Origin of the sequence: Streptomyces spongiicola (assembly GCF_003122365.1) — a bacterium.
In the GTDB taxonomy this organism is placed as follows: Bacteria; Actinomycetota; Actinomycetes; order Streptomycetales; family Streptomycetaceae; genus Streptomyces; species Streptomyces spongiicola.
In genome coordinates this window covers 6,804,008-6,830,513 of sequence record NZ_CP029254.1, presented here as the reverse complement: position 1 = coordinate 6,830,513, position 26,506 = coordinate 6,804,008, and the positions used below count along the sequence as shown (strand labels likewise).

At 74.5% G+C, this 26,506-nt stretch carries 17 protein-coding genes and 1 pseudogene; 6 read left to right on the top strand and 12 right to left on the bottom strand.

Translation table 11 applies throughout. The features are described 5' to 3' along the window. The 8 genes and pseudogenes from DDQ41_RS29680 to DDQ41_RS29640 form a co-directional block, all read right to left on the bottom strand. The gene (locus DDQ41_RS29680; RefSeq protein WP_109297229.1) at window positions 1-1,215 is read right to left on the bottom strand and encodes a zinc metalloprotease; all 1,215 of its coding nucleotides are present in this window, start codon (window positions 1,213-1,215) and stop codon (window positions 1-3) included. Continuing rightward, complete coding sequence (locus DDQ41_RS29675) at window positions 1,212-2,315, bottom strand: lantibiotic dehydratase C-terminal domain-containing protein (RefSeq protein ID WP_394342200.1); 1,104 nt, start codon at window positions 2,313-2,315, stop codon at window positions 1,212-1,214. The genes DDQ41_RS29680 and DDQ41_RS29675 overlap by 4 nt, the downstream gene beginning before the upstream one ends. A 281-nt stretch (window positions 2,316-2,596) precedes the next feature. Then, the gene (locus DDQ41_RS29665; protein WP_394342168.1) at window positions 2,597-5,479 is read right to left on the bottom strand and encodes a lantibiotic dehydratase; all 2,883 of its coding nucleotides are present in this window, start codon (window positions 5,477-5,479) and stop codon (window positions 2,597-2,599) included. Between the two features lie 39 nt (window positions 5,480-5,518). Continuing rightward, entirely contained in the window at window positions 5,519-7,117 is a 1,599-nt protein-coding gene (locus DDQ41_RS29660; protein ID WP_109297227.1) for a SagB family peptide dehydrogenase, read from the bottom strand. A 57-nt stretch (window positions 7,118-7,174) separates the two neighbouring features. Beyond that, on the bottom strand, window positions 7,175-9,196 hold the full coding sequence (locus DDQ41_RS29655; RefSeq protein WP_394342199.1) for a TOMM precursor leader peptide-binding protein: 2,022 nt from the start codon (window positions 9,194-9,196) through the stop codon (window positions 7,175-7,177). Between the two features lie 403 nt (window positions 9,197-9,599). Beyond that, on the bottom strand, window positions 9,600-12,077 hold the full coding sequence (locus DDQ41_RS29650) for a TOMM precursor leader peptide-binding protein (protein WP_109297226.1): 2,478 nt from the start codon (window positions 12,075-12,077) through the stop codon (window positions 9,600-9,602). A 1,637-nt stretch (window positions 12,078-13,714) separates the two neighbouring features. Further along, a pseudogene (locus DDQ41_RS33275) lies at window positions 13,715-14,647 on the bottom strand (AfsR/SARP family transcriptional regulator); the annotation flags it as partial. A gap of 14 nt (window positions 14,648-14,661) precedes the next feature. After that, a complete protein-coding gene (locus tag DDQ41_RS29640; protein ID WP_109297225.1) occupies window positions 14,662-14,967 on the bottom strand; it encodes a hypothetical protein in 306 nt (101 codons plus the stop codon). A gap of 585 nt (window positions 14,968-15,552) precedes the next feature. Here DDQ41_RS29640 and DDQ41_RS29635 point away from each other — a divergent pair. Beyond that, on the top strand, window positions 15,553-16,248 hold the full coding sequence (locus DDQ41_RS29635; protein WP_109297224.1) for a DUF1275 family protein: 696 nt from the start codon (window positions 15,553-15,555) through the stop codon (window positions 16,246-16,248). Window positions 16,249-16,705: 457 nt separating this feature from the next. On the opposite strand, the gene DDQ41_RS29630 is transcribed toward DDQ41_RS29635, so the two are convergent. Beyond that, window positions 16,706-16,981 (bottom strand): WhiB family transcriptional regulator, encoded by a 276-nt coding sequence (locus tag DDQ41_RS29630; RefSeq protein ID WP_109297223.1) that lies wholly within the window; start codon window positions 16,979-16,981, stop codon window positions 16,706-16,708. 382 nt (window positions 16,982-17,363) lie between these two features. On the opposite strand from DDQ41_RS29630, the gene DDQ41_RS29625 reads away from it, so the two are divergent. Then, window positions 17,364-17,726, top strand: coding sequence for a hypothetical protein (locus DDQ41_RS29625; protein ID WP_262508614.1), 363 nt, complete (start codon window positions 17,364-17,366; stop codon window positions 17,724-17,726). Window positions 17,727-17,823: 97 nt separating this feature from the next. Further along, window positions 17,824-18,285 carry a hypothetical protein gene (locus tag DDQ41_RS29620; protein ID WP_245991427.1) on the top strand — a complete coding sequence of 154 codons (462 nt, stop codon included), beginning with the start codon at window positions 17,824-17,826 and terminating at the stop codon, window positions 18,283-18,285. Between the two features lie 346 nt (window positions 18,286-18,631). Here the strand turns inward: DDQ41_RS29620 and DDQ41_RS29610 are convergent, their stop codons facing one another. The 3 genes from DDQ41_RS29610 to ctaD form a co-directional block, all read right to left on the bottom strand. Further along, window positions 18,632-18,967 carry an STAS domain-containing protein gene (locus DDQ41_RS29610; protein ID WP_167450292.1) on the bottom strand — a complete coding sequence of 112 codons (336 nt, stop codon included), beginning with the start codon at window positions 18,965-18,967 and terminating at the stop codon, window positions 18,632-18,634. A gap of 79 nt (window positions 18,968-19,046) precedes the next feature. After that, window positions 19,047-19,415 (bottom strand): hypothetical protein, encoded by a 369-nt coding sequence (locus DDQ41_RS29605; protein ID WP_109297220.1) that lies wholly within the window; start codon window positions 19,413-19,415, stop codon window positions 19,047-19,049. Further along, window positions 19,412-21,160, bottom strand: coding sequence for an aa3-type cytochrome oxidase subunit I (ctaD, locus tag DDQ41_RS29600; protein WP_109297219.1), 1,749 nt, complete (start codon window positions 21,158-21,160; stop codon window positions 19,412-19,414). Before ctaD ends, DDQ41_RS29605 begins: the two co-directional genes overlap by 4 nt. Before the next feature lie 965 nt (window positions 21,161-22,125). Between ctaD and DDQ41_RS29595 the strand changes: the two genes are divergently transcribed. From DDQ41_RS29595 to DDQ41_RS29585, 3 genes are read left to right on the top strand one after another with little or no spacing between them, the layout of a single operon-like run. Further along, window positions 22,126-22,983, top strand: a complete 858-nt coding sequence (locus DDQ41_RS29595) for an ABC transporter ATP-binding protein (protein ID WP_109297218.1) — start codon at window positions 22,126-22,128, stop codon at window positions 22,981-22,983. Then, window positions 22,980-23,960 (top strand): iron-siderophore ABC transporter substrate-binding protein, encoded by a 981-nt coding sequence (locus DDQ41_RS29590; protein WP_109297217.1) that lies wholly within the window; start codon window positions 22,980-22,982, stop codon window positions 23,958-23,960. Before DDQ41_RS29595 ends, DDQ41_RS29590 begins: the two co-directional genes overlap by 4 nt. A 5-nt stretch (window positions 23,961-23,965) precedes the next feature. Then, entirely contained in the window at window positions 23,966-26,038 is a 2,073-nt protein-coding gene (locus tag DDQ41_RS29585; protein ID WP_109297216.1) for an iron ABC transporter permease, read from the top strand. The last annotated feature ends 468 nt before the right edge of the window (window positions 26,039-26,506 follow it).

The following is a 26,506-nucleotide window of genomic DNA, read 5'->3' as shown; positions in this document are numbered from 1 at the left end:
TCATGGCGCGGTGGTGAGGTAGTGGTGGAACACGGCCGCCGCGGCGGCCGCGAGCAGGGCGAGGGTCAGTGCGACCGCCGCTCCGTAGGCGGTGTAGGCCCGCCGGGCGCGCCGGGGGTATCGGGCGGCGGCCCGGTCGCGCCGTAGCACCAGTTTCAGGTACGCGGCCGTGGAGGCGGCGAGTCCGGTGGCGCCCAGGAGCTGGGCGGCGATCCGGTACCCGTCGAGGGGCGGCAGCGGGAGCAGCATCGCGAACGCCTGCACGCTGCCCAGCAGGAGGAGCGCCCCGAGCGCCTGGCGGGTGGTGTGGTCGAGCGGGGCGAGCGTCCAGACGGCGAAGAACGGCAGCAGGAACAGCAGATTCATGGCGGCGCCCGCGGCGGCGGTGGCGATTCTGCCTCGCCGTCCGGGCAGATGGAGGAAGTCGTCCACGGTGCAGTACATGATGACCACGGGGAGGCGCCAGCGCAGCCCTATCTCGGACACCCGTCCGCCGTGGTGGTGTGCGAGGACTCCGTGGGCGAGTTCGTGCAGTGCCGTGCTCAGCCACAGCAGCGTGGCGACCGCGAGAAGCAGTGCCGGCGCGCTGAACAACGCGGCCGTGTCGGTGAGGAGTTCACCCAGGCGCAGCAGCAGGGTGGTCTCCATGACCACGGTCAGCACCAGCAGCGGCAGCAGCGCGGCGGGGGAGAGCAGGTGCCGGGCGAGGCGGTGGAGCCTCGTCGCGGTCGCGTCCGCGTCCGCGACGAGGCGGACGCTGCCGCGCAGCAGCCGCCCTGCCGCGGGCGGCTCGGCCCCGGACACGGGCGGCTCGCCCCCGGACACGGGCGCCGGGCGGGAGGCGGTCCCGGCCGCGGTCCCGGCCGCGGTCCCGGCCGGGGTTCCGGCAGCCTCGCCCTCCGGTGCGGCCGTGGGAGCCGGGCGGCCCGCGAGGAGGTCGCGGGAGCCGAGCAGCGCCAGCAGGGACCGCCAGTGGGAGTCCCCGAGGCGCCGCCCGAACTGCCCCGCGTAGTCGGCTCCGATCTCCTCCAGGGTCCGGGTTCCGTCCATCCGGGAGATCAGGAAGTGCTCCCGCGGGCCGACCCTGAACGACTTCCCGCTCCCGGTGTTCCTGATCAGGTGGACGAGGTCCGGCCCGTGCAGCAGTTCGTCGCTGAGGAGCACCCCGGGGCGGAGCGCGGGACGGTAGCGCGCCGGTACGGCCGGGGTGGTCACCTCGCCTCCTCTGGTCCGGTTGCGGATTCACGCCCGGGTCCGGGTTCGGGTTCGCGCTCGGGTTCGCGCAGGGCGCGGCTCAGAACGTGCGCGAGGTAGGCCTCGTCCCTGATGGTGACGTGCAGCCGGTTGTTGGTCATGTGCATGTACGGGGAGAGCAGCAGCGGCAGTGCGGCCGCCGGGTCGGTGACCCGTTCGTCGCGCGCGCCGTCCCAGGAACGGAACACCAGGTCCCCGTCGGTGGCCAGCTTCTCGGCGCGGTGGCGCAGTTCGGCGCAGTGCTCGGCCCAGCCGGCCAGGAAGGAGGGCAGCCGGCCCGGTGCTCCGTCGCGGGTGGCGGCACGGACGCGGGTGAAGTGGCCCGCGAGCGAGGGCGCCATGGCCGCGTAGTTGCGGTCGTACTCCTCGCTGCCGATGAAGCCCGTCCCGGGGAAGGCCCGGTGCCAGAAGGTGTAGTAGCTGTCCAGGTAGTCGGCGAGTTCGGTGTCCCCGTGCAGGAAGGTGCCGGACATGACCATCATCAGCTGCGCCGACGTGCCGAGCAGCACCGTGCGCAGATGGAGGTTCTTGGTGCGGAAGGCCTCGACGACCAGGTCACTGGAGTGGCGGAAGTGCCATTCGGCGAGGGCTACTCCCGCAGGGCCTCCGTACTTGCCGTACTCGGGCTCGTACGGTTCCGCGCTGCGGGAGTTGTTCGGGCGCAGCCGCATCCGGCCCTGGGCGTCGGTGTAGTGGCCGCGCTCCGCGCCGGGGAACTCGATGTCGAACAGCGTGTTGTAGAAGTCGTTGAGGAAGCCCGAGTCGACCTCGTAGAGGGCGGGGCGTTCGGCGAGGAACGCGTCGACGGCCTCCTCGGTGCGGCGCCGCACCTCCGCCGCCGTCTGCGGGGAGGAGGGCTTCAGCCGCAGCCGGACGTGCGGCCCCTCCAGCCAGTAGTTGATGAAGAACCAGCCGGAGATCAGCCCGTCCTCCTCCAGAGCGGCCACCAGGGGCCTGATGCACTGGAGGAGCATGGGCCGGGGGTTGGCGGCGTAGAAGACATGGGTGGCCTGCCAGTCGTGGGCCACGGCCGGGGCTGATCCCGGCCGGGCGGCGGGCACACTGTCGTTGCCCGGTTCCGGGCCGTCGAACGGTTCCGGGCCGGGTCCGGCCTCCCGGGCGTCGGCGGAGACGGACCCGGCACCGTAACCGGGGCCGGAGCCGGTGCCGGTGCCGGACCCGGGAGCGGAGCCGGTGCCGGACCCGGGAGCGGAGCCGGAAGCGGAGCCGGTGCCGGAGCCGGGAGCGGAGCCGGGGGCGGAGCCGGAAACGGACCCGGACCCGGGGGCGGAGGCGGTCCGGGAACCGCGGGCGGGCTGGGCGCTGTCAGCGGCGGTCGTGGTCAACGTCGTCCCTTCGGTCGGGTGGGGACGGCCGTGGTCTCCACGGCCAGTTCGGCGACATGGCGGCCCCGCGCGGACGACACATGCAGTCCGCTCTCGTCCGGCAGCATCTCGCGGAAGACCACGCGGGCCGCCGCCGTTCCGAGGGTCGCCTCGAACGCCGCGAGGGACAGCGGGCTGTCGAAGTCGACGTACTGCGGTTTGGCGCCGGTCGCTCCGCGCGCCCCGCTGTCCGTCACGGTGGCGAAGACCCGGTCGGGGAGCCCGTGTGCGCGCCGGAAGGAGTGCCAGCCCAGGAACCAGTCCTCCTGCGTCCGGTCCCTGCCGTGCGGCGGCAGGACGGAGGCCGGCGCGCTCCAGCTCCGCCGGCTCAGCACCACACCGCCGTGCCGGACCCTGGGTCTGCGGGTGACCCCGCCGACCGGGTCGCTCTCGGGCACGCCGCCCCACACGTTCAGCGGGGACATGGAACTCGGCGACAGCAGCAGCAGGGTCCGGGGGAGTTCCGGCAGGGCGAGCGGCACGAGGTAGCCCAGGTAGACGGGCACGACCTCGCGGCCGAGCCGGGCCGACCGCAGGGCGAGCCGGTCGCCGTCCTCCTCGTGCACCAGATGCAGATCGTCCAGGTGGAGGCTGTACGGCTCGGGCAGGGTGGCGCTCTCACCGGGGCAGACGATCTCGTACTCGGTCAGCCGCCCATGGAGGTTGAGGTTGCTGGTGACCGGTCCGCCGGTGACCTCGGCGAGGACCGCTCCGTCCGGGCAGAGTCCGGCGGAGCGGTGCAGCAGCCGTTCCTCCAGGCCCTCGAAGCAGTCGGCGAAGCGGCTGAACGGGAACGAGACCCCGCCGTAGGAGCGGTTGAGGACCGCCAGCGGCTCGCCACCGCGGGAGACGGCCAGCTGGACATGATGGCTCAGCGGGGCGAACGACGGCGCGACCGACTCCAGTTCGGCGGCGACCTCGGCGAGCAGGGACTCGCCGACGACGAGTTCCCCGCCGTCCCCGCCGCCGTCGCCGCTGTTCCCAGTGCCCCCAGCGCCCCCGGAATCCCCGCCGCGCCGAGTACCGCCGGAATCCCCGGAATCCCCGCCGTCCCCGCCGTTCCCGCGGGTCTCCCACAGGGCGCGCATCCCCTCGGCGAACGTCTGGCGGGCGGTGTCGAGGGCCTTGAGCTGGGGCAGACCCAGCCAGTTCTCCTCCGGCACATACCGGCCCTCGGAATCGAACGGGGTTCGCCGGGAGGTGAACGAGAGGTACTGGTCGAAGAAGTCCTCGTGGAAGTCGTGGACGAGTTTCAGCAGGTCGTCGCAGCGTCCGCCGCGGCCGTGGCGGGCGAGGAAGAACCCCTTGAAGGTGATGCGCTGCGGCAGGGTGAGGTCGAAGGCGGGCAGGACGCGTTCGACCGCGCTCAGCGATCCGGCCACCGAGCGCGTCCAGGCGTCCAGCGGCAGCCGCACTTCCCGGCCGGCGGCGACGTCCTCGTACAGCACCGTCTGCGGCACCCTGCCCCGCCCGGCGCCCAGTTCCCTCTGCACACCGTGCAGGTCCTCCCGCAGGCCGTCGAGCAGTTCGCGGCGGTCGCGGGGCGCCGCGGCGGCGAAGCGGTCCACACGGGACAGCGGTGCGTCGAGGCGATCGGCGAGTCCGGAGGCCCAGTCGCTGCCGAGGGCACGGAGCGAGTCCTGGAAGGCGCGTAGCGGATCGGTGTCGTGGACCGCGGTGCGCAGTCCCGGGACCTGGACCATGCCGATGTCGAGCAGGGCGGTCAGGTACTGCTCCGCCTCGGCCTCGGTGGCTCCGCGGTCGGCGGCGAGCCATGCGGCGAGATCCGCGTGGCGGAGGCTGCCGCGGTCCTCCAGGAGGGAGATCAGCCGCTCCAGGGTGCCGCTGCTGCGCAGGAAGAACAACCGGTCCCGGACGGCGTCGAAGGTGACGGCGGTGTCCTCGTCGCCCGAGGTGACCCAGCGGCGCACATAGCGCACCCGGTCGTCGACGCGGCCCCAGCCCGGTGCGAGGGCGAGAGGGAGATCCGCGCGCCGGGCGGCGTCACCGGTGACCGCCTCGGCGAGCCGGCCGAGCGCGGCCACGTTGAGCCGGGCGCGGCCGGTCCACTCGTCGTCGACGCGGACGGCCAGGGCCTCGCGGGCGTCGCGGGCGTCGCGGGGCTCGCGGGCGCCGGTCGCGGTCCCGCCGTGCGCCGTCCCGCCCGTATCGGCGGCCTCCCCCGCCGCGCACTCCCCCGCCGCGCACTCCTCCGACCCGGCCTCCCCCACCGTGAACTCCCCCGGCACCACACCGGTGAACGTGCTGAACGGGCTCGTCTTGCACGCAGTGCGGTACAGGTAGGCGAGCAGGGAGCGCTCGATCTTGCGGTCCCGCTTGCCGGGCGTACGGTCCGGGTCGGCGGCCAGCCGCCCACGCCACTCGTCGAGCCGGGCGTCGAGTGTGGGGGAAGCCAGCAGCAGGCCGCCGCGCAGCCGAGGCTCCCCCGCCAGCCGGCCGAGGGCGGCCCGGGCGCGGCCGGTCTCACGGGCCACCAGCGCGGCGCCTTCCGCGCGGCGGGCGTCGAGGGCGCGGCGGTCGGTGAGCCAGCGTTCCAGCATCGCCGCGGTGTGCGGGGCTTGCGCGCGGACGTGCCCGAGAGCGGTGCTCGCCTCGCCGGGCAGCCGGTTGTTGAACACCGCGCGGCGCAGGGCGAGCAGCCTCCGCCGGGATGAATCGTCCTCGTTGTGGCCGATCAGCCCGTGCAGCAGGTCCCCGAGGCGGGTGCCCTCGGCGGCCAGCCGCTCGGTCTCGGCGAGCACGTCGTCGGCCCAGCGGCGGCTGTCCGGGCAGCGCAGTTCGCGGACGCTGTCGACGGGAAGCCCGGCGACGCGGAGCATGAACGGCATCGTGGTCCCCACCCTTCCGGTTCTCATGGTTCAGGCGATCTCGTGGCGGAAGTCGGCGGGCGCGGGCCGTTCGCTGCCCAGCATCATGATCAGCAGGGGTGACTCCCCGGTCCGTTCGAGACCGAGTTCCTCGGAGTACGAGACGTTGTCGAAGCCGAGCGCGACGCCGCAGCCGATACCGAGGGCGGAGGCGGCGGTGTAGACGCTCTGCGAGATCGCGCCGACCACGGCGTTGGCGATCCGGTAGCCGCGGTCGCCGACGGTGTCGAGCACGGCGCCGGTGCGGACGGTCGGCACGAGGACCGCGCCGGTCTGCTCCAGGTTGTAGTTGGCCAGGAAGTAGTTCTTCTGGAGGAAGGTGCCGGGCGGTCCTGCCTTCACCAGCCGCAGGGTGTGTGCCGCCGGGTCGTAGGCGTAGGTGCCGGGTGCGATGCCCTCGGTGTGGCCGACGAAGGCGTACAGGCCCGCGATCCGGGTGGTGCCGGTGCCGGTGTCGCCGCCGAGGGACGCGCCGGTGGCCGCGGCGGCCAGGCAGGACGCCAGGTGCTCGGCGCTCAGGGGCCGCCGGGCGTCGAACCGGCCGAAGCTGCTGCGGCGGTCGCGCAGCGCGGTGCGCACATCGGTGTCCAGCGGCAGCGGTGCGGGGAGCGGGACGGCCGGCAGCGCGCGGTCGGGGACGGGAGCGGCGGCCGGGGCGAGCGCCGCCGCGGCGGGCCGCCGTGCGGCGTGCTCCTCCGTGGCCTCCTGCATCCCGCGCACCGCGTCGAAGGTGAGGACGGTGCGCGAGCGTTCGACGTCTCGGCGGCGGACGGTCGCGGTGCCCGCCGGCGGCGCGGGCCTGGCCCGCGCGCCCCGCCAGCGCAGCGGCACGACGGCGAACACGCCCTCGTCCTCGGTGCGGACCCCCAGCAGCCGGGCGATCCTGCGCTCGTCGAACCACATCAGGGGCTCGATGCCGAGGCCCTGCGACCTGGCCCAGATCCGCCAGGTCTGCACCACGGTGCCGACGTCCATGGTGACGGCGTGGAAGGAGAAGGAGTTGTACTTGAACGCGTTCTGCCAGTACTTGACCCCGAGAACGAGGAACTGGTCGGTGCCGGCGGCTCGTTCGCCGGCGGAGGCAGGGTCGCCGAGGGCCTCGCGCACCTCTCCGGAGACGTCGCCGGAGAGCAGGCGCTGCATGGCGTGGTGCCGGGTCGCGTAGTAGTGCACTCCGGGCGGCAGGGGGCCGCTGGGCCCGGACACCCAGTAGACGCTGACCGGGTAGAGGCCCCCGCCGGACGCGGTGCCGCGGGACCAGTTGGCGAGCGGGTGGAACGGCAGCGCGTCGAGGTCGGTGTTGGCCTGGACGCCGAGCCGTCGGCCCGTGAGCCCGTAGGAGTCCCGCAGCATGCCGGACAGGGCGGGCAGGTCGAAGGGCCGCTCGGGGCCGTCGTCGTCGGGCGCCAGTCCGCGGCCGACCGTCGCCCCGGGCGGCACGGTGTGGCCGGGCAGCGGCACGGTGTCGGCGCCCGGGTAGAGCTTGGTCTTCCGCGGGCCGTCGGCCCAGTTCGGGACGAAGTCGGCCGGCGGCATCGGGACCCTGCCCCGCTGCATGATCGCGGCGGCGTAGTCATGGGCGTACCCCATGGGGTGCTCCTTTCCGTGGGGTGCCGGGCCGGGCCCGGTCAGAGGGGGCGGGCGCGGTCAGGGGAAGGGGTGCGGCGCGGGGTTGAGGTCGGCGGGGGTCAGGTCGCGCTCGCGCAGACCGGCCTCCCGCAGGGCGGTGCGCAGCCTGGGCATGCCGAGGGCGCGCTGCCTGCTCCAGCCGAAGTCGATGGGCAGCAGGCCGGGGACGAGCACGCTGACGGTGCGCAGCCCGAGCCCGCGCTGCTCGGGCATCGTCTGGTCCACGACGACCACGTCGAAGCCGGCGCCGGTGACGGCGTCGAGGCAGCGGACGAGGTCGTCGCGGAGGTCGCCGGAGACGGGGGGCACCGTGCCGTCTCCGTACCGCTCGGCCATGGGGACGAGGGGCGGCCGGGGTTCGCCGGGCTCGCCGAGGAGGAAGTGGGCGTGGCGGCCCATCTCCGGGATGCCGTAGGCGAGCGGATGGTCGTGCAGGGCGGTGACCCGGTGGAAGTCCTCGGTCATGGCGCGCAGCCGGGGCTCGTCGCGCTCGGTGCGGCCCTGGAGGTTGACCGCGTCGGTGGCGATCTCGCACAGCGCTCCGGCGAGCGCGGCCTCGGGGTCGAGACCGGCGCCCGCGCCGAAGCACATCCGGCCCGGACCGCCGTCGTACCGTACGGCGACGCCGGTCACGACGGGGACGGGGAAGGAGATGCGGGTGTCGAAGAAGCGGGCCTCGTAGCCGTACATCTCCAGCCGTTCCACCATGTGGCGGGTGGCGGGCCGGGTGCTGGTGCGGGGGTCGAGTTCGGGGAGGCGGGCCCGTCCGTACCAGGCGAGGAGGAACGCGTCCCGCTCGACGACCTCCATCAGCCCGAAGTAGACGGCCTCCTCCAGGCAGCCGCCCGACGCACAGCCGTTGGAGCTCTCCTGCACGAACCGGTTCTCCAGGCCGGGGGCGTGGTAGTACGTCAGCACCTCGGGCACCAGTACGGGGCGCTCGTCGCGCAGCGACCAGCCCCACACCCAGGGGATCTCGCGGTCGGGGGTGAACGGCCTGACCCTGGGGTTGGCCCGGTGGAAGTCGTCGGAGTAGAGCCCGCACACGCGCGGGTCGACGGTGTGGGCGCCGCGGGCCCGGAGCGCGTCGAGCGAGTCCGTCACCCGCGCGCGCTTGGCACGCGGGCGCATCCCCGCGTAGCGCTCCAGCCCTTCCAGTACGCCGATGCGGACGCTGTGCCCGAAGCTGTCGGCGTGGCCGCCCCAGAAGGTCTCGCGGAGGTAGTCGCCGGACCGCATGGAGAAGCAGCCGATGGCGGCCGAGGTGGATGTGGACGACACGTCGTGGACGACGGACGGCCCGAGCGCGCCGCACAGCGGGTTGGCGAACGGCTCGACGGCGAGGCCGTAGTCGCCGATGTCGCGCACCCGGAAACTGCCCGGCCGGACCTTGGGCGCGGGCCGTAGGGTGAGCGCCGCGGCCTGGGGGGTGTCCTCCTCGGGGACGGCGCAGCGCGGGCACTCCGGGTCGGGCACCAACGGATAGTGACGCACCGTCAGTGATCGCAGGTCCACCAGGTGCACGGGTGGGAACGCCCCGGTGCGGGGGCCGGCACCGGCGGCGAGGGCGGCGATCAGGGCGGCGAGCGCGTCCGCGGTGAACGGCGTGACATAGGGGAGCCGGCCCGCGGACCGGGTGCCGGAACCCAGCTCCAGCGCCTCCCGCAGCGCCACCGACCGCACGGCCTGCCAGCGCCGCTCCAGGCAGTGTGCGCAGGGGCGGGGCGCGCCGCCCGTGCCGGGGGCGAGGGGGCCGACGACGGCATGGTGGCCGTAGAGCCGGACGGGCACGGGGGCTTCTAGGGGCACGGGGGGTTCGACGGACGCGAGGGGTTCCATGGACGCGAGGGGTTCCATGGACGCGAGGGGTTCCATGGACGCGAGGGGCTCCACGGACGCGAGAGGCTCCACGGACGCGACCCCGGGTACGAGCGCGAAGTCGCCGGGGCCGCCCGGACCGGCAGGACCGCCCGGACCGGCCTGACCGGCCTGACCGGCCTGACCGGCCGCTGGGTCACGATGGTCCACCGGTCCGGCCATGGAGTCGCCGGGGCCGTCCGGATCTGCGGCCGGACGACCGTCACCCGGTCGGGAAGCAGGGCCGGACGCATACCGTCCGGCCTCGCCCGCCGAGGGCGGGGCGAAGGCGTCGCGTATGCCGAGGGCCGCGATGTCGAACCGGGGGCGGATCCCGTGCCGGGTGAGAGCGGGGCGCAGAAGGCGGGCCAGTTCCTCACAGGACCGGTCCCGGGCCGTGGCGGTGACCGTACCGGTGCCGGTGCCGGTGACCGTGGCGGTGGCGGTGGCGGCGGTGGTGGCGGCGGAGGCAGTGGCCGTCGTCGTCGCCGTGGCCGCGGCCGTCGCCGTGGCCGTCGTCGTCGCCGTCGTCGTGGAGATCGCGGTGGTGGTCGTCGTCGCGCTGCCGGTTCGGCGCGTGTTCGTTTCAGCGGGCATCGGTGCCGCTCCCCCGGCCTTCCCGAGTGAGCAGGACACGGGCGGTGGCGATACCCCCGGAGAGCAGATCGGCCGGCGTCGTGCGGACGTACAGCGCTTCCCGGCCGCTCGCACGCAGCCGTTCGAGGACGGCGTCGAACGTGGTGCCGGGCGCGTCTGCCGGCACGGGACCGTCCGTGGCGGTGACGGTACCCGCCGCCAGATCGGCTACGAGCGGGTCGCCGATGTCGGCGGCCGGCCCGCGTGCGCCGCCCCCGGCCGCGGACCCGGCCGCGGACCCGGCGGTGTCCGCTGCCAGCTGGACCGCGCCCAGCAGATCCCGCAGGGCGGCGCAGCACGCCTTCCCCCGGGAGAGGGCGGCGGCGACGGCCCAGCGTGCGTCCGGCCCGCCGGCCTCCCGGGCAAGCACGGCGAAGGCGCCGGTGCGCGCGTCCTCACCGAGGTCGAGCAGGTCGGCCTCGATGCCCAGGTTGACCGCGGACTTGAGCAGGAAGACGAGTTCGGGGTCGTCGTCGGGTGCGACCGGCGCGGTCCGCGCCGCTCCGCTCAGGGCGCGCAGCAGGGCGTCGTGGGCGAGGGCCGACAGCAGGCCGCTTCCGGCGGCCTCGGCGTCGGTGCCGCCGGAGCCCGCGCCGGCGGAGGTGGCGAGGACGATCCGCTCGCGGTTGTACGGGCCGAACGGCCGAACGGCGGCGGCCGGGACCCTCAGGCGCTCCCCGGTGAGCAGCGACGCGGCCGGGACCCAGGCGGCGACCTCGGCGGCCGTCGCGGTGCCGGCGCCGGTGGTGAGCGCGGCCGGCGCCACGGCGGGCAGCTCCGTCCCCGCGCCGGCCAGGACCGGTACCGGGACGACGTGTTCGACATATGTCTCCGACGCCAGGTGCAGCGCCCGGGTGCGGGCGCCGGCGAGATGGTGCACGTCGAAGGCGGAGATCGTACGGAGCGTGCCCGGCGCGAGGGCCACCTCGAGCCGGGTGGCCTTCAGCGGGGACTGGGTGAGGCTCTCGTCGTCGAAACGGACGAAGACCCCGGCGAAGGCGCCCACGAGGGCGGTGGTGGTGCGGTTGAGCGCGTCTACGGTGTCCTCGGCGTCGCGCGCGGTCTCCACGCCTGCGGTGGCGGGTACGGCGAGCGGGCCCGGCAGGGCGGGCGCCGCCTCCGTGCCACTGCCGGGAAGGGCCGCGGGCGGGTTCTCCCCGTCGGCGCGGACGTCGGCACCCTCGCCGGCCTCCCCACCGCCACGGACACCGGCACCCGCACCGGCCCGTGCGGTCGCGGGACCGCACAGCGAGCAGCGCGGGTGGGGCAGCAGCGGCTCGGCGACGACGTCGAGGGACTGGAGGTTCTGGAGCAGCACCTGCCGGTGCGTCTCGGCCGGCAGGGCTCCGGTGGCGATGCGGAAGATCTCGTAGGCGAGCAGATTGCCCGTCATGGCGGCCACCGGTCCCCCGAGCGGGCCCGCGCCGGCGGGCCGGCCGGGTTCGGCGGCGGCGCCCGCCACCTCGCTCCACAGTGCGGCGGCGGCGCCGGCGTCGTGGTTGGCTCCCAGTCGCAGCAGCGCGCAGGACCAGCAGCCGGCGGAGCCGGCGGTGGCGAGCGGGCCGGTGACGGCCAGTTCGCCGAGGGTCCACACGGGTATCAGGGTCTTGCCCTCGGGGACGCCCTCGGCCAGCAGCCGATGGACGCGCCGCGCGGCGCCGGCCCCGGTCACCACGACCATGTCGTAGCCGTCCAGTTCCGGCCAGTCGGGTTCGGCGGGGAGCGTGTCGATCCGTACGGGGCAGCCGTCCTCGGCGGCCGCTGCCGCTTCCTCGGTCACCTCGGGGAAGTCGGCGCCCAGGGCGATCCCGGCACAGCCGTTGCGGACCAGGCTCAGGGCGCACCAGCGGGCCACGTCGTCGTCGCCGAGCACCGCGACGGCGGTGTCCCGGAAGCGTCGGAAGCGCTCGGGCGCACGGTCGGTGTAGTGGTCGACATAGGCGATCTGGGTGGCGTAGCGGCGTGCGGGGGCCTCGCCAGGGCCGCTCGCCGGGTCGTCCTCGCCGGCCGGCACGTCCCTTGCGAAGTCGCGCTCGTAGAGGGTCCGGACCAGTTCGGCCGCCATCCGGCGTTGCGGGACGCCGAAACCCGTGCAGAGTTCGGCGAGGCTGTGGTGGCCGGTGAGGTGGGGCACCATCAGCGAGGCGAACCGGTACGCGGTACGGCCCGTCAGATGGAAGCCTCCGTCGGCGTTGTGGAAGAGGACGCCGCCCGGGGTCTCGGTGTACAGCACGTCGCGGCGGATGCGGGGGCGGGTCTCGGCGAGGGTGTCGAAGGGCGTCCGGCCCGTGCCGGACTCCCCGGGGGTGCCCGCGGCCGCCGGGGCCCCCGTCCCGTCCGGGGATGCCGCGTTCGCCGCCGGACCCCCGCCCGGCGTCGTGGAACCGGCTTCTCTGGCGTCGTCTGCTTCGATGACGTCGGTGGGCATGGCGGTCACACCTTCTGTTCGGGACGGTCGGGCGGGATGACGGTCGAGGAGGTCGTCGCGGAACTCGATGCGGAGTTCGCCGGGGAGGTGGGCGGGACGACGGTCGACGGGGTCGACGGGGTCGACGGGGTCGGCGGGGTCGGCGGGGGGCCAGTCGGGGCGGTCGGGGCGGTCGGGAGGGTCGACGGGGAGTCGGGCGGGGAGTGGCCGCCTCGTGCGTAGAGGCGCAGGAAGTCGTGCATGCGGTACGGGCCCGGCGGGCCCTCTTCGAGCAGCCCCGCGTCCGCCAGTCGTTCGAGGAGGTCCTCGGTCTCGGGCGGCGGCAGACCGAGCAGGGCGGCGCCGTCGGAGGTGTGCAGCACCCCCGGCGTCCCCGCGGCGACGCGCAGGAAGGCTTGTGCCGATGCTCGGTCGAGGCGGCCGAGGGCCTCGTCCAGCACCCGGCGGAGGGACATGTGCGGCGAGCCGGGCAGGGAGAGCCGGGCCAGCGGGTCCTCGGCCAGCCACCCGGCGCAGTCGGCGAGTCGCAGCGCCGGGCGGGTGAGCAGACGCGCCGTCACGATCCGCAGCGCGAGCGGATGGTGGCAGCAGACCTCGGCCAGCGTCCGGGCGGCGCCGGGCTCCGCGCCGACCCGTTCGGCGCCGAGTGCCGTGTGCAGCAGGTCGTACGACTCGCGCTCGGCGAGCGGGCCGAGGCGCTGGACCCAGCCGCCATGCGCGGCGATCAGCCCGGCCAGGCCCCTCCTGCTGGTGACGAGGGCGGAGGCGTCGGGGCGCGTGTGCAGCAGGGGCAGGACCTGGTCGGCGTCGAGCACGTCGTCGAGGACGAGCAGGACCCGGCCGCGGGCGTCCGGCTCTCCCAGCGCCGCCGTCACGGCCGCCGCGACCTCGCCCGCGGTGAGGGGCCGCCCGTCGGGGCGGACCATCCGGACGAGGTACCGGCCGCCGGGGAAACCGTCCGCCGCCAGGTGGGCCGCCTGGCGGGCGAGCGCGGTCTTGCCCGTCCCGGGCGCCCCGGACACCACCACGGTCGCGGCGTCGTGCCCCTCCCGGGCGGTGAGTCGCCGGGTCAGGGCGGCGGTCTCGGAGGCCCGGCCGGAGAACCCCGGTACGAGGGGGACGGGGACGACGAGCCCGGCACCGCTGCCGTGCGCCACGGGTCCACCGGCCGCGGACGCGCCCCGGGCCTGCGCAGGCGAGGCCGCCCCGGCACCTGCCGGAACCGCCACCGGGCGCGTACCGTCCAGGGCCCCCGCGGGCGGGGGCGTACCGGCGGAGGTGGCGGGCGCACCGGCGGGGGTGGTGGATGGGCCGGCCACCGGCCCGGCGAAGGCCACGGCACCTGCCCCGGCCTCGAGACCCAACGGCCCGTCGGCGCCGGGCACTTCGAGGCCGCCGGTGGCGGGGAAGTCCTCGCCGCCGCCGGCCGGGAGGTCGGCGGCCGGTGTGCCGGGCACCGGGGCCTGCGGGGCCTGCGGGGCCTGCGGGGCCTCCCGGACGGGCTCCCCGGCACCGGGGGTTCCACCGGCGGGCGCCCCCGGACCGACGGGATCCCTGAGCGGCACCGGCGCGGCCGCGTGCCGTACGGGGTCGGCCGGGGCGCAGGCCGGTCGCCGGCCCGGCACCGCTTCGGGCGGCGGGCCCGCGATCGGCCGCTCCGCGAGGGCATCCGGCACCGGCCCCACCGCCGCCGAGCCCGCCGCACCCACCGCACCCACCGCACCCACCGCACCCGCCGTGAGTGACGGCCGCTCCTCCGCTCGGCCGGACGCCACCGCGAGCCGCGGCCGCGACGGGGCAGCCGCGGTGCCGGCGGGAGCGGCGCGACCGAGGTCGTCGCCGCGCAGGATGGCCAGTTCAAGTTCCCGCAGCGCCAAGGACGGGTCGACACCCAGCTCGGCCCGTAGGTACGCCTTGACCCTCCGGTACTCCGCCAGCGCCTCCGCCTGCCGTCCACTCCGGTACAGCGCCTCGATCAGCTGCTCGCGGAAGCGCTCGTGGCCCGGATGGGCGCGGGTGGCACCCCAGAGGGTGACCAGGGCCTCGCCGCAGCGTCCCAGGGCGAGTTGCAGATCGCAGACCTTCTCGACGGTGCGCAGCCGCTCCTCCGCGAGCCGGGGCACCTCGTCGCGCAGCAGCACGTCGGAGCGGACGTTCGCCAGCAGCGGCCCCTGCCACAGCGACAGTGCGTCCTCCAGGGTGTGCAGTTCCTTCTCCGGTTCGTGCGGGTACGTCGCGGCAAGGCGCAGCCGCTCCCGGAAGCCGATCAGGTCGAGGGAGTCCGCCCCCGCGCATATGCGGTAGCCGCCGGGTACGGCCTCGATCGGCGCGCCGGTCACGCCGTGCTTCACGAACAGCCGCCGCAGCCGCAGCACACAGGTCTGGAGTGCCGCTCTGGCGGTCGCGGGCTGCTCCTCGCCCCACATGGTGCGCTGGAGGTACTCGACGGAGACGACGCTGTTGGCGTGCAGCAGCAGGGAGGCGAGGAGAACGGTCGGTTTTGAGGGCGGGAGGACCACGCTGTCGGCACCGTCGGTGATGCTCAACGGTCCCAGCAGCTGAAACCGCATCGCGGCACGCCCGCCTAGTCCCAGCCGTTGACGCGCTTGCAGAGCGCGAGGACCTCCGCGGGAACGGCACCGCCGCGGGCCGCGGTCTCGACCTGGCCGCAGAGGATCCCGGGGGCCTGCTGCGGGGTGGGGAGTCCCGCCGGAAGCCGCCCGGCGCCCGCTCCGATCGTGGCGGCGGCGTCGGTGGTGTGCGAGGCGGGCGCGGCGGGCGCGGCGGCGGCGGTACCGGCGGTCGTCATCAGCGCGACGGTCGCGAGTCCGGCGACGACGCCGGCCCGGGCGGCGCGGAGCGGTCTCTTCGCAAGTGACGTCAGGTCCATGTGTGCTCCCTGTTGTGGCTTACCAGTGGGGGATGTTCGCCATGTGCGACCCTGCCAGGGCGGGGGCACCCACATCGGGCGGATGGCTGTCAGCTTGATGCAGCGACGCCGACAGCTTTGTGTCAACGCAGCAGGACGCGCGTAAAGTGCGGCCCGGCCCGGCAAGGCGGTTACCGACGTGCGGTGTTGGCCGGGCGACCCGCCGGGGGCGCGGAGGCCACCGGAGGGCCCTGCGCTCCCCGGCGCGGAGGTGCGCCGATCGGCCGCCCTCCGGCGGATGCGCCACGCGGGCGGGCCGCGCCCCGGTGGACGCCGAGCATCCACGGCGGCGTGCGCGCCGCAACCGATGCCCGACGACCTGCGGCAGACACCCGGCACCCGATGTCCGACGCCCGACGCCCGACGCCCGACGACCTGCGGCAAACGGCAAACGGCAGACGACCGGCTACGAGCAGCTGCCGTCGGTCGCGCGCTGATCCACTGGGGACGGCGGTACAACCCTTAGGCTCGTCGGGCCGGCCGCGGGCGGGCCGGCGCCCGGTCCGCGTCCGCACGCCACCGGGTGATGCCCAGGGAGGTGCCCTGATGGAGGCGTCCGCGCCGTCGCGGGCCGGTCGTGGAGGTCCGCGGCCCCGGGCCCCCTTTCTGCTGCTGACGCTGCTGGCGGGGTCCCTGAACGCGATCAGCTTCCTGGCCCTCGGCGGAGTGTTCGTCAGTGTGATGACGGCCAATCTCGCCCTCGTCGGGATCGCGGTAGGCGGTTCCGACCCCTGGCTGGCGGCGAACTCCGTCGTCGCCCTCACCGGTTACATCGCGGGCGTACTGCTCGGCGCCCGGTACCGCGAGCGCCGTGAACGGGAGAGCCGGCCCGCCCTGCGAGGTCTGCTCGGCGGCGAGATGCTGCTGCTGTGCGGTGTGCTGGCTGGCTGGTTCGCGGCGGACGGCAGCCCTCCCGCAGCGCTGCGGACCGTCCTTCTGGGGGCCGCCGCCCTGGCGATGGGATGCCAGAGCGCGACGATCCGCGCCACCGCGCCGCCGGGCGTCTCCACCACGTACATGACGGGACTGCTCACGGCCGTGCTGACCGATGTCCTGGCGCGCCGAAGGCCGGACTGGAGCAGGGCCGCCCTGCTCCTCGCGATCCCGGCAGGCGCCGCGCTCGGCGCGCTCGCCGTCGGCACGGCGAGAACGGCGGCACCCCTGCTGCCCGTCGTCCTGCTGGCGGCCGTGCTCGTCCTCCCGACCGCCCGGCTCGACCCGCCCGGCCACCCGGAGACCTAGCAGAGTCCTACCGGATGCCCGCGGGCACGAAGCGGGGATATCCATGATCGTTCGTGACGACGCATCTGAACGCCCTCGTGACCGCACCGTACGTGATGATCGACGACGGCTTGGCGGGAATCGTGCGACCGCCGGGCCGGCCGCCCGCAGGGCGGGGCCTGCGGCGTCCGGTGCGCGCGATCGCGAGGCGGCGGATCACCCTCGTACCGGACGTACTCGGATGGCTCCGGCAACGCGGCGATTCACCGGGCCGGCCGTGCCGGGCGGCGCGACCGGGCGGACGCCGCCTGACGCGGCAGATGGCGTCCCGCCGAACGCAACGGTGTTGCACGACGCGGGACACGACCACGCGGCACGAGCCATGTGCCGTCCGGACGCCGGCGGACCTCATGACCACGGCCGTACCGCCTTCTGCGGCCGCGTCCGTACCGGGCGGGGCCCGGGGTGCCGGGCACGGCTACGAGGGGGAGCCGTGCCCGGCACCCCGGCCGCGACGTGCCGTCCGGCGCTTCAGGGCGCGCCGTTCGTCCTCGCCGAGGCCGCCCCACACCCCGGAGTCCTGGCCGTGGGCCATGGCCCACTCGAGGCACCGCTCGCGGACCGGGCACCGACGGCAGACGGCCTTGGCCTCGGCCACCTGAAGCAGGGCGGGCCCGCTGTTGCCGATGGGGAAGAAGAGATCGGGGTCCGCGTCGCGGCACGCCGCGTCATGACGCCAGTTCTCGTACTCCACGTGGAACGCCTCCTCCGTTCGCGGATGTTCGTCCGTCCCCAGACGGGTCGCCGACGATCGGCGGCTGAAACGCCCGTCGCGGGGGCGGTCTCCGATCGGGCGGGGCGGAGACCGCGGGACCTGCCGCCGCGGAGTCCGCCGGTTCACCCCGCCCGAGCGGCGCCCCACCCGCGCGGGCGCCGCGCCCGCGGCGCGCTCCCGCCCCGGCAGGCCGAACCGGCCGCCGGCCGGGTGAGTTGCTGCCGCCGCCGGGAGCCCCGCACCAGCCGGGGCGTGCGCTTCACCCGTTCGATGGCGTTTGAGTGGCGGCCGGAACGGCCCGGGACTCTCATGGAAGCCCGGACCCCGGTGGAGTCCGGGGCGGAGGTGGCCCATGTACAGCATGTGCGCTGAACGAATAGAGGCGGAGAGCGGCAACACACTCCTGTGGCACGCCCTCGACCGCAACGGCGACGCCCTGTGCGCCCGGATGGCCGGGGGGACGGCCGGGCGGACGGCCGGGTGGCAGCCGACGACCGCCGACGACCGCGACGAGTACTGCGGCGACTGCATGAACGCCGTCGCGTCGGCGTTCCGACACGGGCCCGACGGCGCCGGTGGGCCCGTCGGCGCCCGCGCCGGCCTGGGTGCCGGACCGGGCGCCGGACTGGGTGCCCCTCTGGGTGCCGGAGGAGGGGCCGGGGCCACGGAGGGGCAGTCCGACCCCGCACCGCCGAACCCGGAACGCCGAACCCGTGGGCGGTGACGCCTCCAGCCGGGGGAAACGGCCGCGGCAGGGGCTCGCCGCACGCTGGCGGGAATCGGCGGACCGGCATCTGACTCCGACCAAGAGGTCGCTGATCGTGACATGGATCTCCTTCGGCACCACATGGGGTGCCGTCCGGCTGATCACCCATGGAATCCGCGGGGGATGGCTGCCCTGGGGGAACATCACCACCGCCGGGCGCCACTTCCACCACTACAACCTCGGGATCGGGACCCTGGCGTGCGTCGGCCTCGTCGCCGTGCGCGGCGACGAGCGCGCGGTCGGCCATCCGGCCCTCGCCGCCGCCTACGGTTCGGGAACCGCTCTCATCGCCGACGAGTTCGCCCTGCTCCTCGATCTGCGGGACGTGTACTGGGCCAGGCAGGGACGGCTCAGTGTGGACGTCTCCCTCGGAATCCTGTCGGCACTCGGCGCGTACCTGACCGCTGTGCCCTTCTGGCACGAATGCGCCCGTGTGACACGCCACCACCTGCTGGCCGCGGCCGGACGCGGTCCGGCGGCCGGGCGGCGGGACCCGTACCCCGCGCCGGACAGGTGACCGCTGACGGTCCCGCGGCCACGGCTCTCGCGGTGTGCGCACGGCCCCTCCGGAGGAACGCCAAGCCCGGCCGAGCCGTCCTGCCGCAAGGCCACGGGACAGCGTGAGCACCGAGCTGAACCGCCCCGCCGCAACGCCACGGGACAGCGCAGCGTGAGGCTCGTGGCCGGGCGGTCCCGCGGCCCTGATCCGCTCCCCGTCGACACGGGCCGTGGTCCCGCACCGGTGCGGGACGACGGCCCGTCCGGTACGGGACCCGGTACGGGACCCGGTACGGGACCCGGTACGGGACCACGAGCCGGCGCACCGGCGAGGCCGCCGTGGGGCAGGCACCCGGCGGCCGCCGTCACTCGGTGATCGTGGCGACCGCGGTGAGCCCGGCGTGGTGCAGCGTCCGCCGGACGGCTCGCCGCGCGCCCCGGACGGTCACGGCCGGGGGTCTCTCGGTCCGGGTGGCCACCCTCAGGAGCGCGTACGCGCACGCGAGGTCGAGGCGGGTGACGCCGCTCATGTCCACGACCCACTCGGTGGTCCCGGCGAGCGCGGGTGCGTCGACGCGTTGCTCCAGTTCCGGCAGGGCCGCGGCTCCGATCTCCCCGCTCAGGACCAGTTCCGCCCGCCGGCCGGCGGTGGAGAGCGAGATGACCGGCTCGACGTGCGGGGTGGTGTGTTCGGCTGCCACGGTGAACTCCTTCACGGACGGCGGCACCGGCGTTTCCCTTCCATCGTCGCGCCGACGGCCGGGTCCGGCACACGCGCCGTCACCGGTGGGCGGCGAGCACCACGGTGGTCGTGCAGAGGGTGAGGCAGACGGCCGCGCAGGCGACCCCGCGGCACATGACGCGGCGTCGCAGTTCGTCGTAGCGGGCCGCGTACTGGGCCTCCAGTTCGCGGGCGCGTACCGCCACCGCCTCGAACTGCTCCCGGGACACCCGGATGCGGTCTGCCGTGGCGAGGCGAACGAGTTCGGTGCGTTCGTCGGCCGTGAGCCAGGGCATCCGGTCGGCGAGTCCCTCGGCCGCCGTACGGGCCGCGAGGACATGGGCGTTGGCCATCAGATAGCCCTCCAGCCGGGCGAGGCCCGCCGCCGTGTCGACGCTGTCGCCTGCGCCGCCCTCCGCGCCGTTCACCGGGTGCCGCCGTCGTCGCCCAGGGGCGGAGCGGCGCCCCGGCCGGGCTCGAACACGTCCCGGTGGCCGGTGAGGCTCGCCTGGTCGCTCGATGCGACGTCCGGGTGGTGCAGATCGAAGGCCGGGGATTCGGAGCGGATTCGCGGCAGGGTGTGGAAGTTGTGCCGCGGCGGCGGGCAGGACGTCGCCCATTCGAGCGAGCGGCCGTAGCCCCACGGGTCGTCGACCTCGATCTTCTCGCCGTACTTCTCGGTCTTCCAGACGTTGTAGAGGAAGGGGAGGATCGACAGGCCGAGCAGGAACGAGCCAATCGTGGAGACGGTGTTCAGCGCGGTGAAGCCGTCGGCGGCCAGGTAGTCGGCGTAGCGGCGGGGCATGCCCTCGGCGCCCAGCCAGTGCTGGACCAGGAAGGTGGCCTGGAAGCCGATGAACAGCGTCCAGAAGGTGATCTTGCCGAGTCGTTCGTCGAGCATCTTGCCGGTGAACTTGGGCCACCAGAAGTGGAATCCGGCGAACATCGCGAAGACCACGGTGCCGAAGACGACGTAGTGGAAGTGCGCCACGACGAAGTAGGAGTCGGAGACGTGGAAGTCCATCGGGGGCGAGGCCAGGATGACACCGGTCAGACCGCCGAAGGTGAAGGTGATCAGGAAGCCGATCGCCCAGAGCATCGGGGTCTCGAAGGACAGCGAGCCCTGCCACATGGTGCCGATCCAGTTGAAGATCTTCACGCCGGTGGGGATGGCGATGAGGAAGGTCATGAAGGAGAAGAACGGCAGCAGCACCGCCCCGGTGACGTACATGTGGTGCGCCCACACCGTCACCGACAGGCCCGCGATCGCGATGGTCGCGGCCACCAGGCCGATGTAGCCGAAGATCGGCTTGCGGCTGAAGACCGGGATGACCTCCGAGATGATGCCGAAGAACGGCAGCGCGATGATGTACACCTCGGGGTGGCCGAAGAACCAGAAGAGGTGCTGCCACAGCAGCGCGCCGCCGTTGGCCGGGTCGAAGATGTGGCTGCCGAACTTGCGGTCGGCCTCCAGCGCGAACAGGGCCGCGGCCAGCACCGGGAAGGCCAGCAGGACCAGCACACCGGTCAGCAGCACGGTCCAGCAGAAGACGGGCATGCGGAACATCGTCATGCCCGGGGCGCGCATGCAGATGATGGTGGTGATGAAGTTGACCGAGCCGAGGATCGTTCCCAGGCCGGAGAAGGCCAGACCCGTGATCCACAGGTCGGCGCCGACGTTCGGGCTGTGAACGGCGCTCGACAGCGGGGAGTAGGCGAACCAGCCGAAGTCCGGGGCGCCGTTGGGGGTGAGGAAGCCGCCCATCGCGATGAGCGAGCCGAAGAGGTACAGCCAGTAGGCGAACATGTTCAGCCGCGGGAACGCCACGTCGGGAGCGCCGATCTGCAGCGGCATGATCCAGTTGGCGAACCCGGCGAACAGCGGTGTCGCGAAGATGAGGAGCATCACGGTGCCGTGCATCGTGAACGCCTGGTTGTACTGCTCGTTCGACATGATCTGCACACCGGGGCGGGCCAGCTCGGCGCGCATGTACAGCGCCATGAGCCCGCCGATGCAGAAGAAGAAGAACGACGTCGACATGTAGAGCGTGCCGATCGTCTTGTGGTCGGTGGTGGTGATCCACTTCACGACCACGTTGCCGGGCCGCCTGCGCCGGACGGGGAGTTCGTCTTCGTAGATGTCCGCGCCGAGTGCCTCGGACGACTTGTGCATGGCCACGTTGTCGCTCTCTCGGAAGAGGGGGTTGCAGGAGAAGCATGCCGTGACGAGATGGGACCGGGCCCGAACCGGCTTCTCGGCGAGTCGGCGAATCGGCGAATCGCGGGCGGAGGTCGCCGGTGCCGGTCGCGGCCGGTACGGGTTGACGGCGTATCGCCCGGTACGGGTTGACGGCGTACCGGCACGGCGTATCGCCCGGTACGGGCTGGCGGCGTACCGGCACGGCGTATCGCCCGGTACGGGCTGGCGGCGTACCGGCACGGCGTATCGCCCGGTACGGGCTGGCGGCGTACCGGCACGGCGTATCGGCCGATACGGGCTGGCGGCGTACCGGCACGGCGTATCGCCCGGCACGGGTTGACGGCGTACCGGCACGGCGTATCGCCCGGTACGGGCTGGCGGCGTACCGGCCGGGCGCCTCGGGCGAGCGCGGGCGAGCCGACCGGCGGCCGGCCGGCCGGTGGGCGCCCGGCGGGTCAGCCCGCCTCGCCACGGCGAAGCGCGAACCTGCGCACCCTGCAGGGGAGTTCGGGACCGGACGCGGCCAGGGTGAGTACGCCCCGCGCCCGGATGGGCAGCCGTCTCCACCGCAGAGCGCACCGGGCAGGAAGGCGCCGGACGGCCGGCGGCCGCCCCGTCCGCGAGCGGGTCCGCCGGCCCGCCTGCCCGGCCGCCGCTCCCCGCGATCGGCCCCCGGCTGCCCTCCTCCCCGTCCAGACAGCCTCCCCGTCCAAACAGCCTCCCCGTCCAAACAGCCTCCCCGTCCAGACAGCCTCCCTGCCCCGACGGTCGCGCGTCGCCCGGCCGCGTCCGGTGAACTCGGCCGATCAGGCCGCTGTGCGGATCCGGCGCCCGCCCACCCCGCATCACGCTTTCGGGCAGATATGGCCGGTCTCCCTCTTGTGCCCCCACACTCACCCCCCTTGGGGGCGATCATTAGGTTAGGCTAACCTTGCGTCGTGAGAGTCGGTGAGGAGAACACGGCCCCAGGGTCCCGCGGTCATGAGCTGTCGGCCACGGGTGTCACCGTGGCATACGAACGTGTCGACGTCGTGCACGACGCGTCCCTGACGCTGCGGCCCGGCGAGGTGACCGTGCTGGTGGGGCCGAACGGCAGCGGGAAGTCGACGCTGCTGCGCACCCTGGCGCGGCTGCAACGACCCAGGACGGCGGACATCGTCATCGACGCCGACACGGACGGGCTCGCCCTGACCCCGCGGCAGTTCTCCCGCCACGTCGCGCTGCTGACGCAGGGGCGTCCCACACCAGGTGGGCTCACCGTGCGCGACGTCGTCGAGTTCGGCCGGTACCCGTACCGGAGCCGCTGGGGTACGTCGGACCCGGGCGGCCGGGCCGCGGTGGACCGCGCGCTCGCCCTGAGCGGCGTCGCCGAACTCGCCCACCGGGGAGCGGAGCATCTCTCCGGAGGGCAGTTGCAGCGGGTGTGGCTCGCCTGCTGCCTCGCCCAGGACACCGGGGTGGTGCTGCTCGACGAACCGACCACCTACCTCGACCTGCGCTACCAGGTCGAACTCCTCGACCTCGTCCGCGACCTCGCTGACGTCCACGGGATCGCCGTCGGCGCGGTGCTCCACGACCTCGACCAGGCCGCGGCCGTCGCCGACCGGATCGTGCTGCTCCACGAGGGCCGGGTCGTCGCCGAAGGCCTCCCCGAGGAGGTCCTCACGGCGCAGCGGCTGACCGACGCGTACGGCATCCGCGTCGAGGTCGACACCGATCCCCTGACGGGCCGGCTGCGCACCCGCGCCATCGGCCGGCACCACTCGCGAACCGAAAGGCTCAGTACCACCTCATGAGACGCATCATCCCCACCGCCGCGGTCGCGACCGCGGCGGCCCTCGCCCTGACCGCCTGCGGGACGACGGAGCCCGCCGCCGACGGCGACGCGAAGAAGGCCGCGGAGCCGATCACCCTCACCGACGCCACCGGCGCGAAGGTGACGCTCGACGGCCCCGCCGAGAAGGTCGCCGGAACGGAGTGGAACGTCGTCGAGAGCCTGGTGTCGCTGGGCGTCGACCCCGTCGGCGTCGCGGACGTCAAGGGCTACACGACCTGGGACACCGCCGTACCGTTGAAGAACGAGCCCAGGGACATCGGCACCCGCGGCGAGCCGAGCATGGACACGATCGCGTCCCTGTCGCCGGACCTGATCGTCGCCACCAGCGATCTGCCGCCGGCCGCGGTGAAGCAGCTGCGCAAGGTCGCGCCGGTACTGGAGGTGCGCGCGGCGGACGCGGCGGACCCCATCGGGCGGATGACCGGGAACCTCGACCTGATCGCGAAGGCCACCGGCACCACGGAGCAGGCGGAGACGCTCAAGAAGGACTTCGAGGCGAAGCTCGCCGAGGGCAGGAAGACCCTCGCCGACGCCGGACTTGCCGGCACCCCGTACGCCTTCGCCGACGGCTATGTCGTCTCCAACCAGGTCTCGATCAGGCCGTACACGAGCGGCTCGCTCATCGGCGCCGTCAACGAGAGGATCGGCCTGAAGAACGCCTGGACGGTCGAGGGCGACCCGGGATACGGGCTGGCCGCGACCGACGTCGAGGGCCTCACCAAGCTCGGCGACGTGCAGTTCGCCTACATCGGCAGCGACGGCGACAAGGCGAGCACTCCCTTCAACGGCGTGCTCGCCGAGGACCCGGTGTGGAAGTCGCTGCCCTTCGTGAAGAAGGGCGACGTCCACCGGCTGCCCGACGGCATCTGGATGTTCGGCGGCCCCGAGTCGATGGGGAAGTACGTCGACGCCGCGGTCCAGGCGCTGACGAAGTAGCACCGATGGCCGTCACCGCTTCCCCGCCCGCCACCCGTCCGCCGGCCGCCCCGTCCCGGACGGGCGCGGCCGCGGTGACGGCCGCACTGGTCCTCCTCGTCGCGGTCCTCGCGGTCGTCGACATCACCCAGGGCACGGCCGCCGTCGGCGCGCCCGAGGTGTGGAAGGCGCTCACCGGTCGCGCCGAGCCGGGCGACGCGTCCGTGGTCATCGCCTCCCGGCTCCCCCGCATGGCCGCGGGGCTGCTCGTCGGGGCCGTGCTCGGCATGGCGGGCGCCGCGCTCCAGGCGGTGAGCCGCAACGTGCTCGCCTCCCCCGACACCCTGGCGGTGAACGCCGGCTCCTATCTGGCCCTGGGCCTGGCCACCGTCACCGGGGTCTCGCTGCCGCTCGTCGCCTCCTCAGGCGTGGCGTTCGCCGGCGGTCTGGCGGCGGCGGCCGTGGTGCTCGGGCTGTCGGGCCTGGGCACCGGCACCGTGCGGCTCGTCCTCGCCGGCAGCGCCCTGATGCTGGGGCTGACCGCCGTCACCGAGAGCCTGCTGCTGCTCTTCCCGCAGCAGACGGAGGGGCTCTACCGCTGGAACCAGGGCAGCATCTCGCAGAACGGCTTCGACGGCGTGCTTCAGATGGCGCCACTCGGCGTGATCGGCCTCGTCGGGCTGCTGCTCGTGGCGCGCAGGCTGGACGCCCTGGCGCTCGGCGAGGACGCGGCGCGCGGGCTCGGCGTCCCCGTCCGGGCGACCCGGGTCACGGTGGTCGTGCTCGCCGCGCTGCTCTCGGCGGCGGCGGTCACCCTCGCCGGGCCGATCGGGTTCGTGGGACTGTGCGCCCCGGCCCTGGTACGGCCGCTCGCGCGCCGGTTCCGGGCGTACTCCCGGGCGCGTGCGGGCATACCCGTCGCCGGTCTGGCCGGTGCGGTGCTGGTCCTCGGGTCGGATGTGCTGCTGCGTGCCGTGGTGCCCGCCGACGTGGCGGTCGCCGTGCCGACGGGCGTGGCCACCAGCCTCGTCGGCGCACTGTTCCTGGTCGTGATGGCCGCCCGGGTCAGGGATGCGGGCGGTGCGGGGGCCGCTGCCGCCGACCGGCTGCGCATCCGGAGCCGGGCCGTCTTCCTGACCACCACGGCCGTGCTGGTCGCCGTGCTCGCGGGCGTGGCGATCGCCGCGGTACTGCTGGGCGACAGCAAACTGCTGCTCGGCGACGTGGTGAACTGGGCCCAGGGCAGGGCCGGTCGCACGGTCGGGTTCGTCCTGGACACCCGGGTGCCCCGGGTCCTCGCGGCCCTGTGCGCGGGCGCCGCGCTCGCCCTCGCCGGGACGCTGGTGCAGGCCGTGACCCGCAATCCGCTGGCCGAACCCGCCATCCTGGGCGTCTCCGGAGGGGCGGCGCTCGGTGCCGTGCTCCTGGTGACGACGGTGGCCTCGGCCGGATCGTGGAGCGTGGCCGGGGCGGCGTTCGCCGGCGCCGCGGCCAGTTCCGTCGTCGTCTTCGGACTCGCCGCGCGGGGCGGCTTCCGGCAGAACCGGCTCGTACTCGTCGGCTTCGGTGTCGCCACCGGCAGTGCCGCGGTCATCAGTCTCCTGATCGTCCTCACCGACCCGTTCAACGCGACGAAGGCGCTCACCTGGCTGTCGGGTTCGACGTACGGGCGGAACCCGGTCGACGTGGTCCCGCTGGCGGCCGTACTGGCCGTGGCCGGGTCGGTCGCGGTGGTCCGGCGCACCGAACTGGACCTGGTGTCGCTGGACGAGGACACCCCGAGGCTGCTCGGGCTCGATCCGGCGCGGGGGCGGCTGGGATTCCTCGTACTGAGCGTGCTGCTCGCGGCCGCCGCCGTCGCCGCCGCCGGCACGATCGGCTTCGTGGGGCTCGTGGCCCCGCACGCGGCGCGGGCGCTGGTGGGCCGGCGGCATGTGCGGGTGGTGCCGGTGGCCGTGCTTCTCGGGGCCTCGCTGGTGTGCGTCGCGGACCTGCTGGGCCGCACCGTGATCGCCCCGGCGCAGCTCGGCGCCGGCCTGATGACCGCGGTGATCGGGACGCCGTACTTCCTGTACCTGCTGATCCGCACCCGCCGGTAGCCGCGGCCGTGCTCCGGCCCAAGGCGCCGTCGGCGATCGGCCCGGTCTCGTCGTGCCGTCGGCCGAGGCCGACACCGGAGGCCCTGCTGCCCCGGCCCTCGCGGTGCGCACACACCGCCGGTACGGGAGCGGGCCGCCCCGACCGCCTTACGGTCACCGCACTCGACCGCGGCCCCGCGGATGTGCGGGCCGGTTCGGGCCCGTGCGCACCCGCGGCCCCGCGGGCGGGTACGGTCGGCGCCCGGGCTCGGCACCGGCCGGAGGCGGTCCCCGAGGAGTCCTCCTCACCCGGCCGACGGACCGGTGAGCCGCCCCCTCCCGGCCGAGGGACCGGTGAGCCGCCCCCTCCCGGCCGACGGACCGATGAGCCGCCTCACCCCGCCGACGGGTCGGTGAGCCTCGACGCGCGGGATCCCGCCGCCGCGACGGCCGCGTCAGCGATCTCCCGCCGGAAGCCTCGGGCATCGG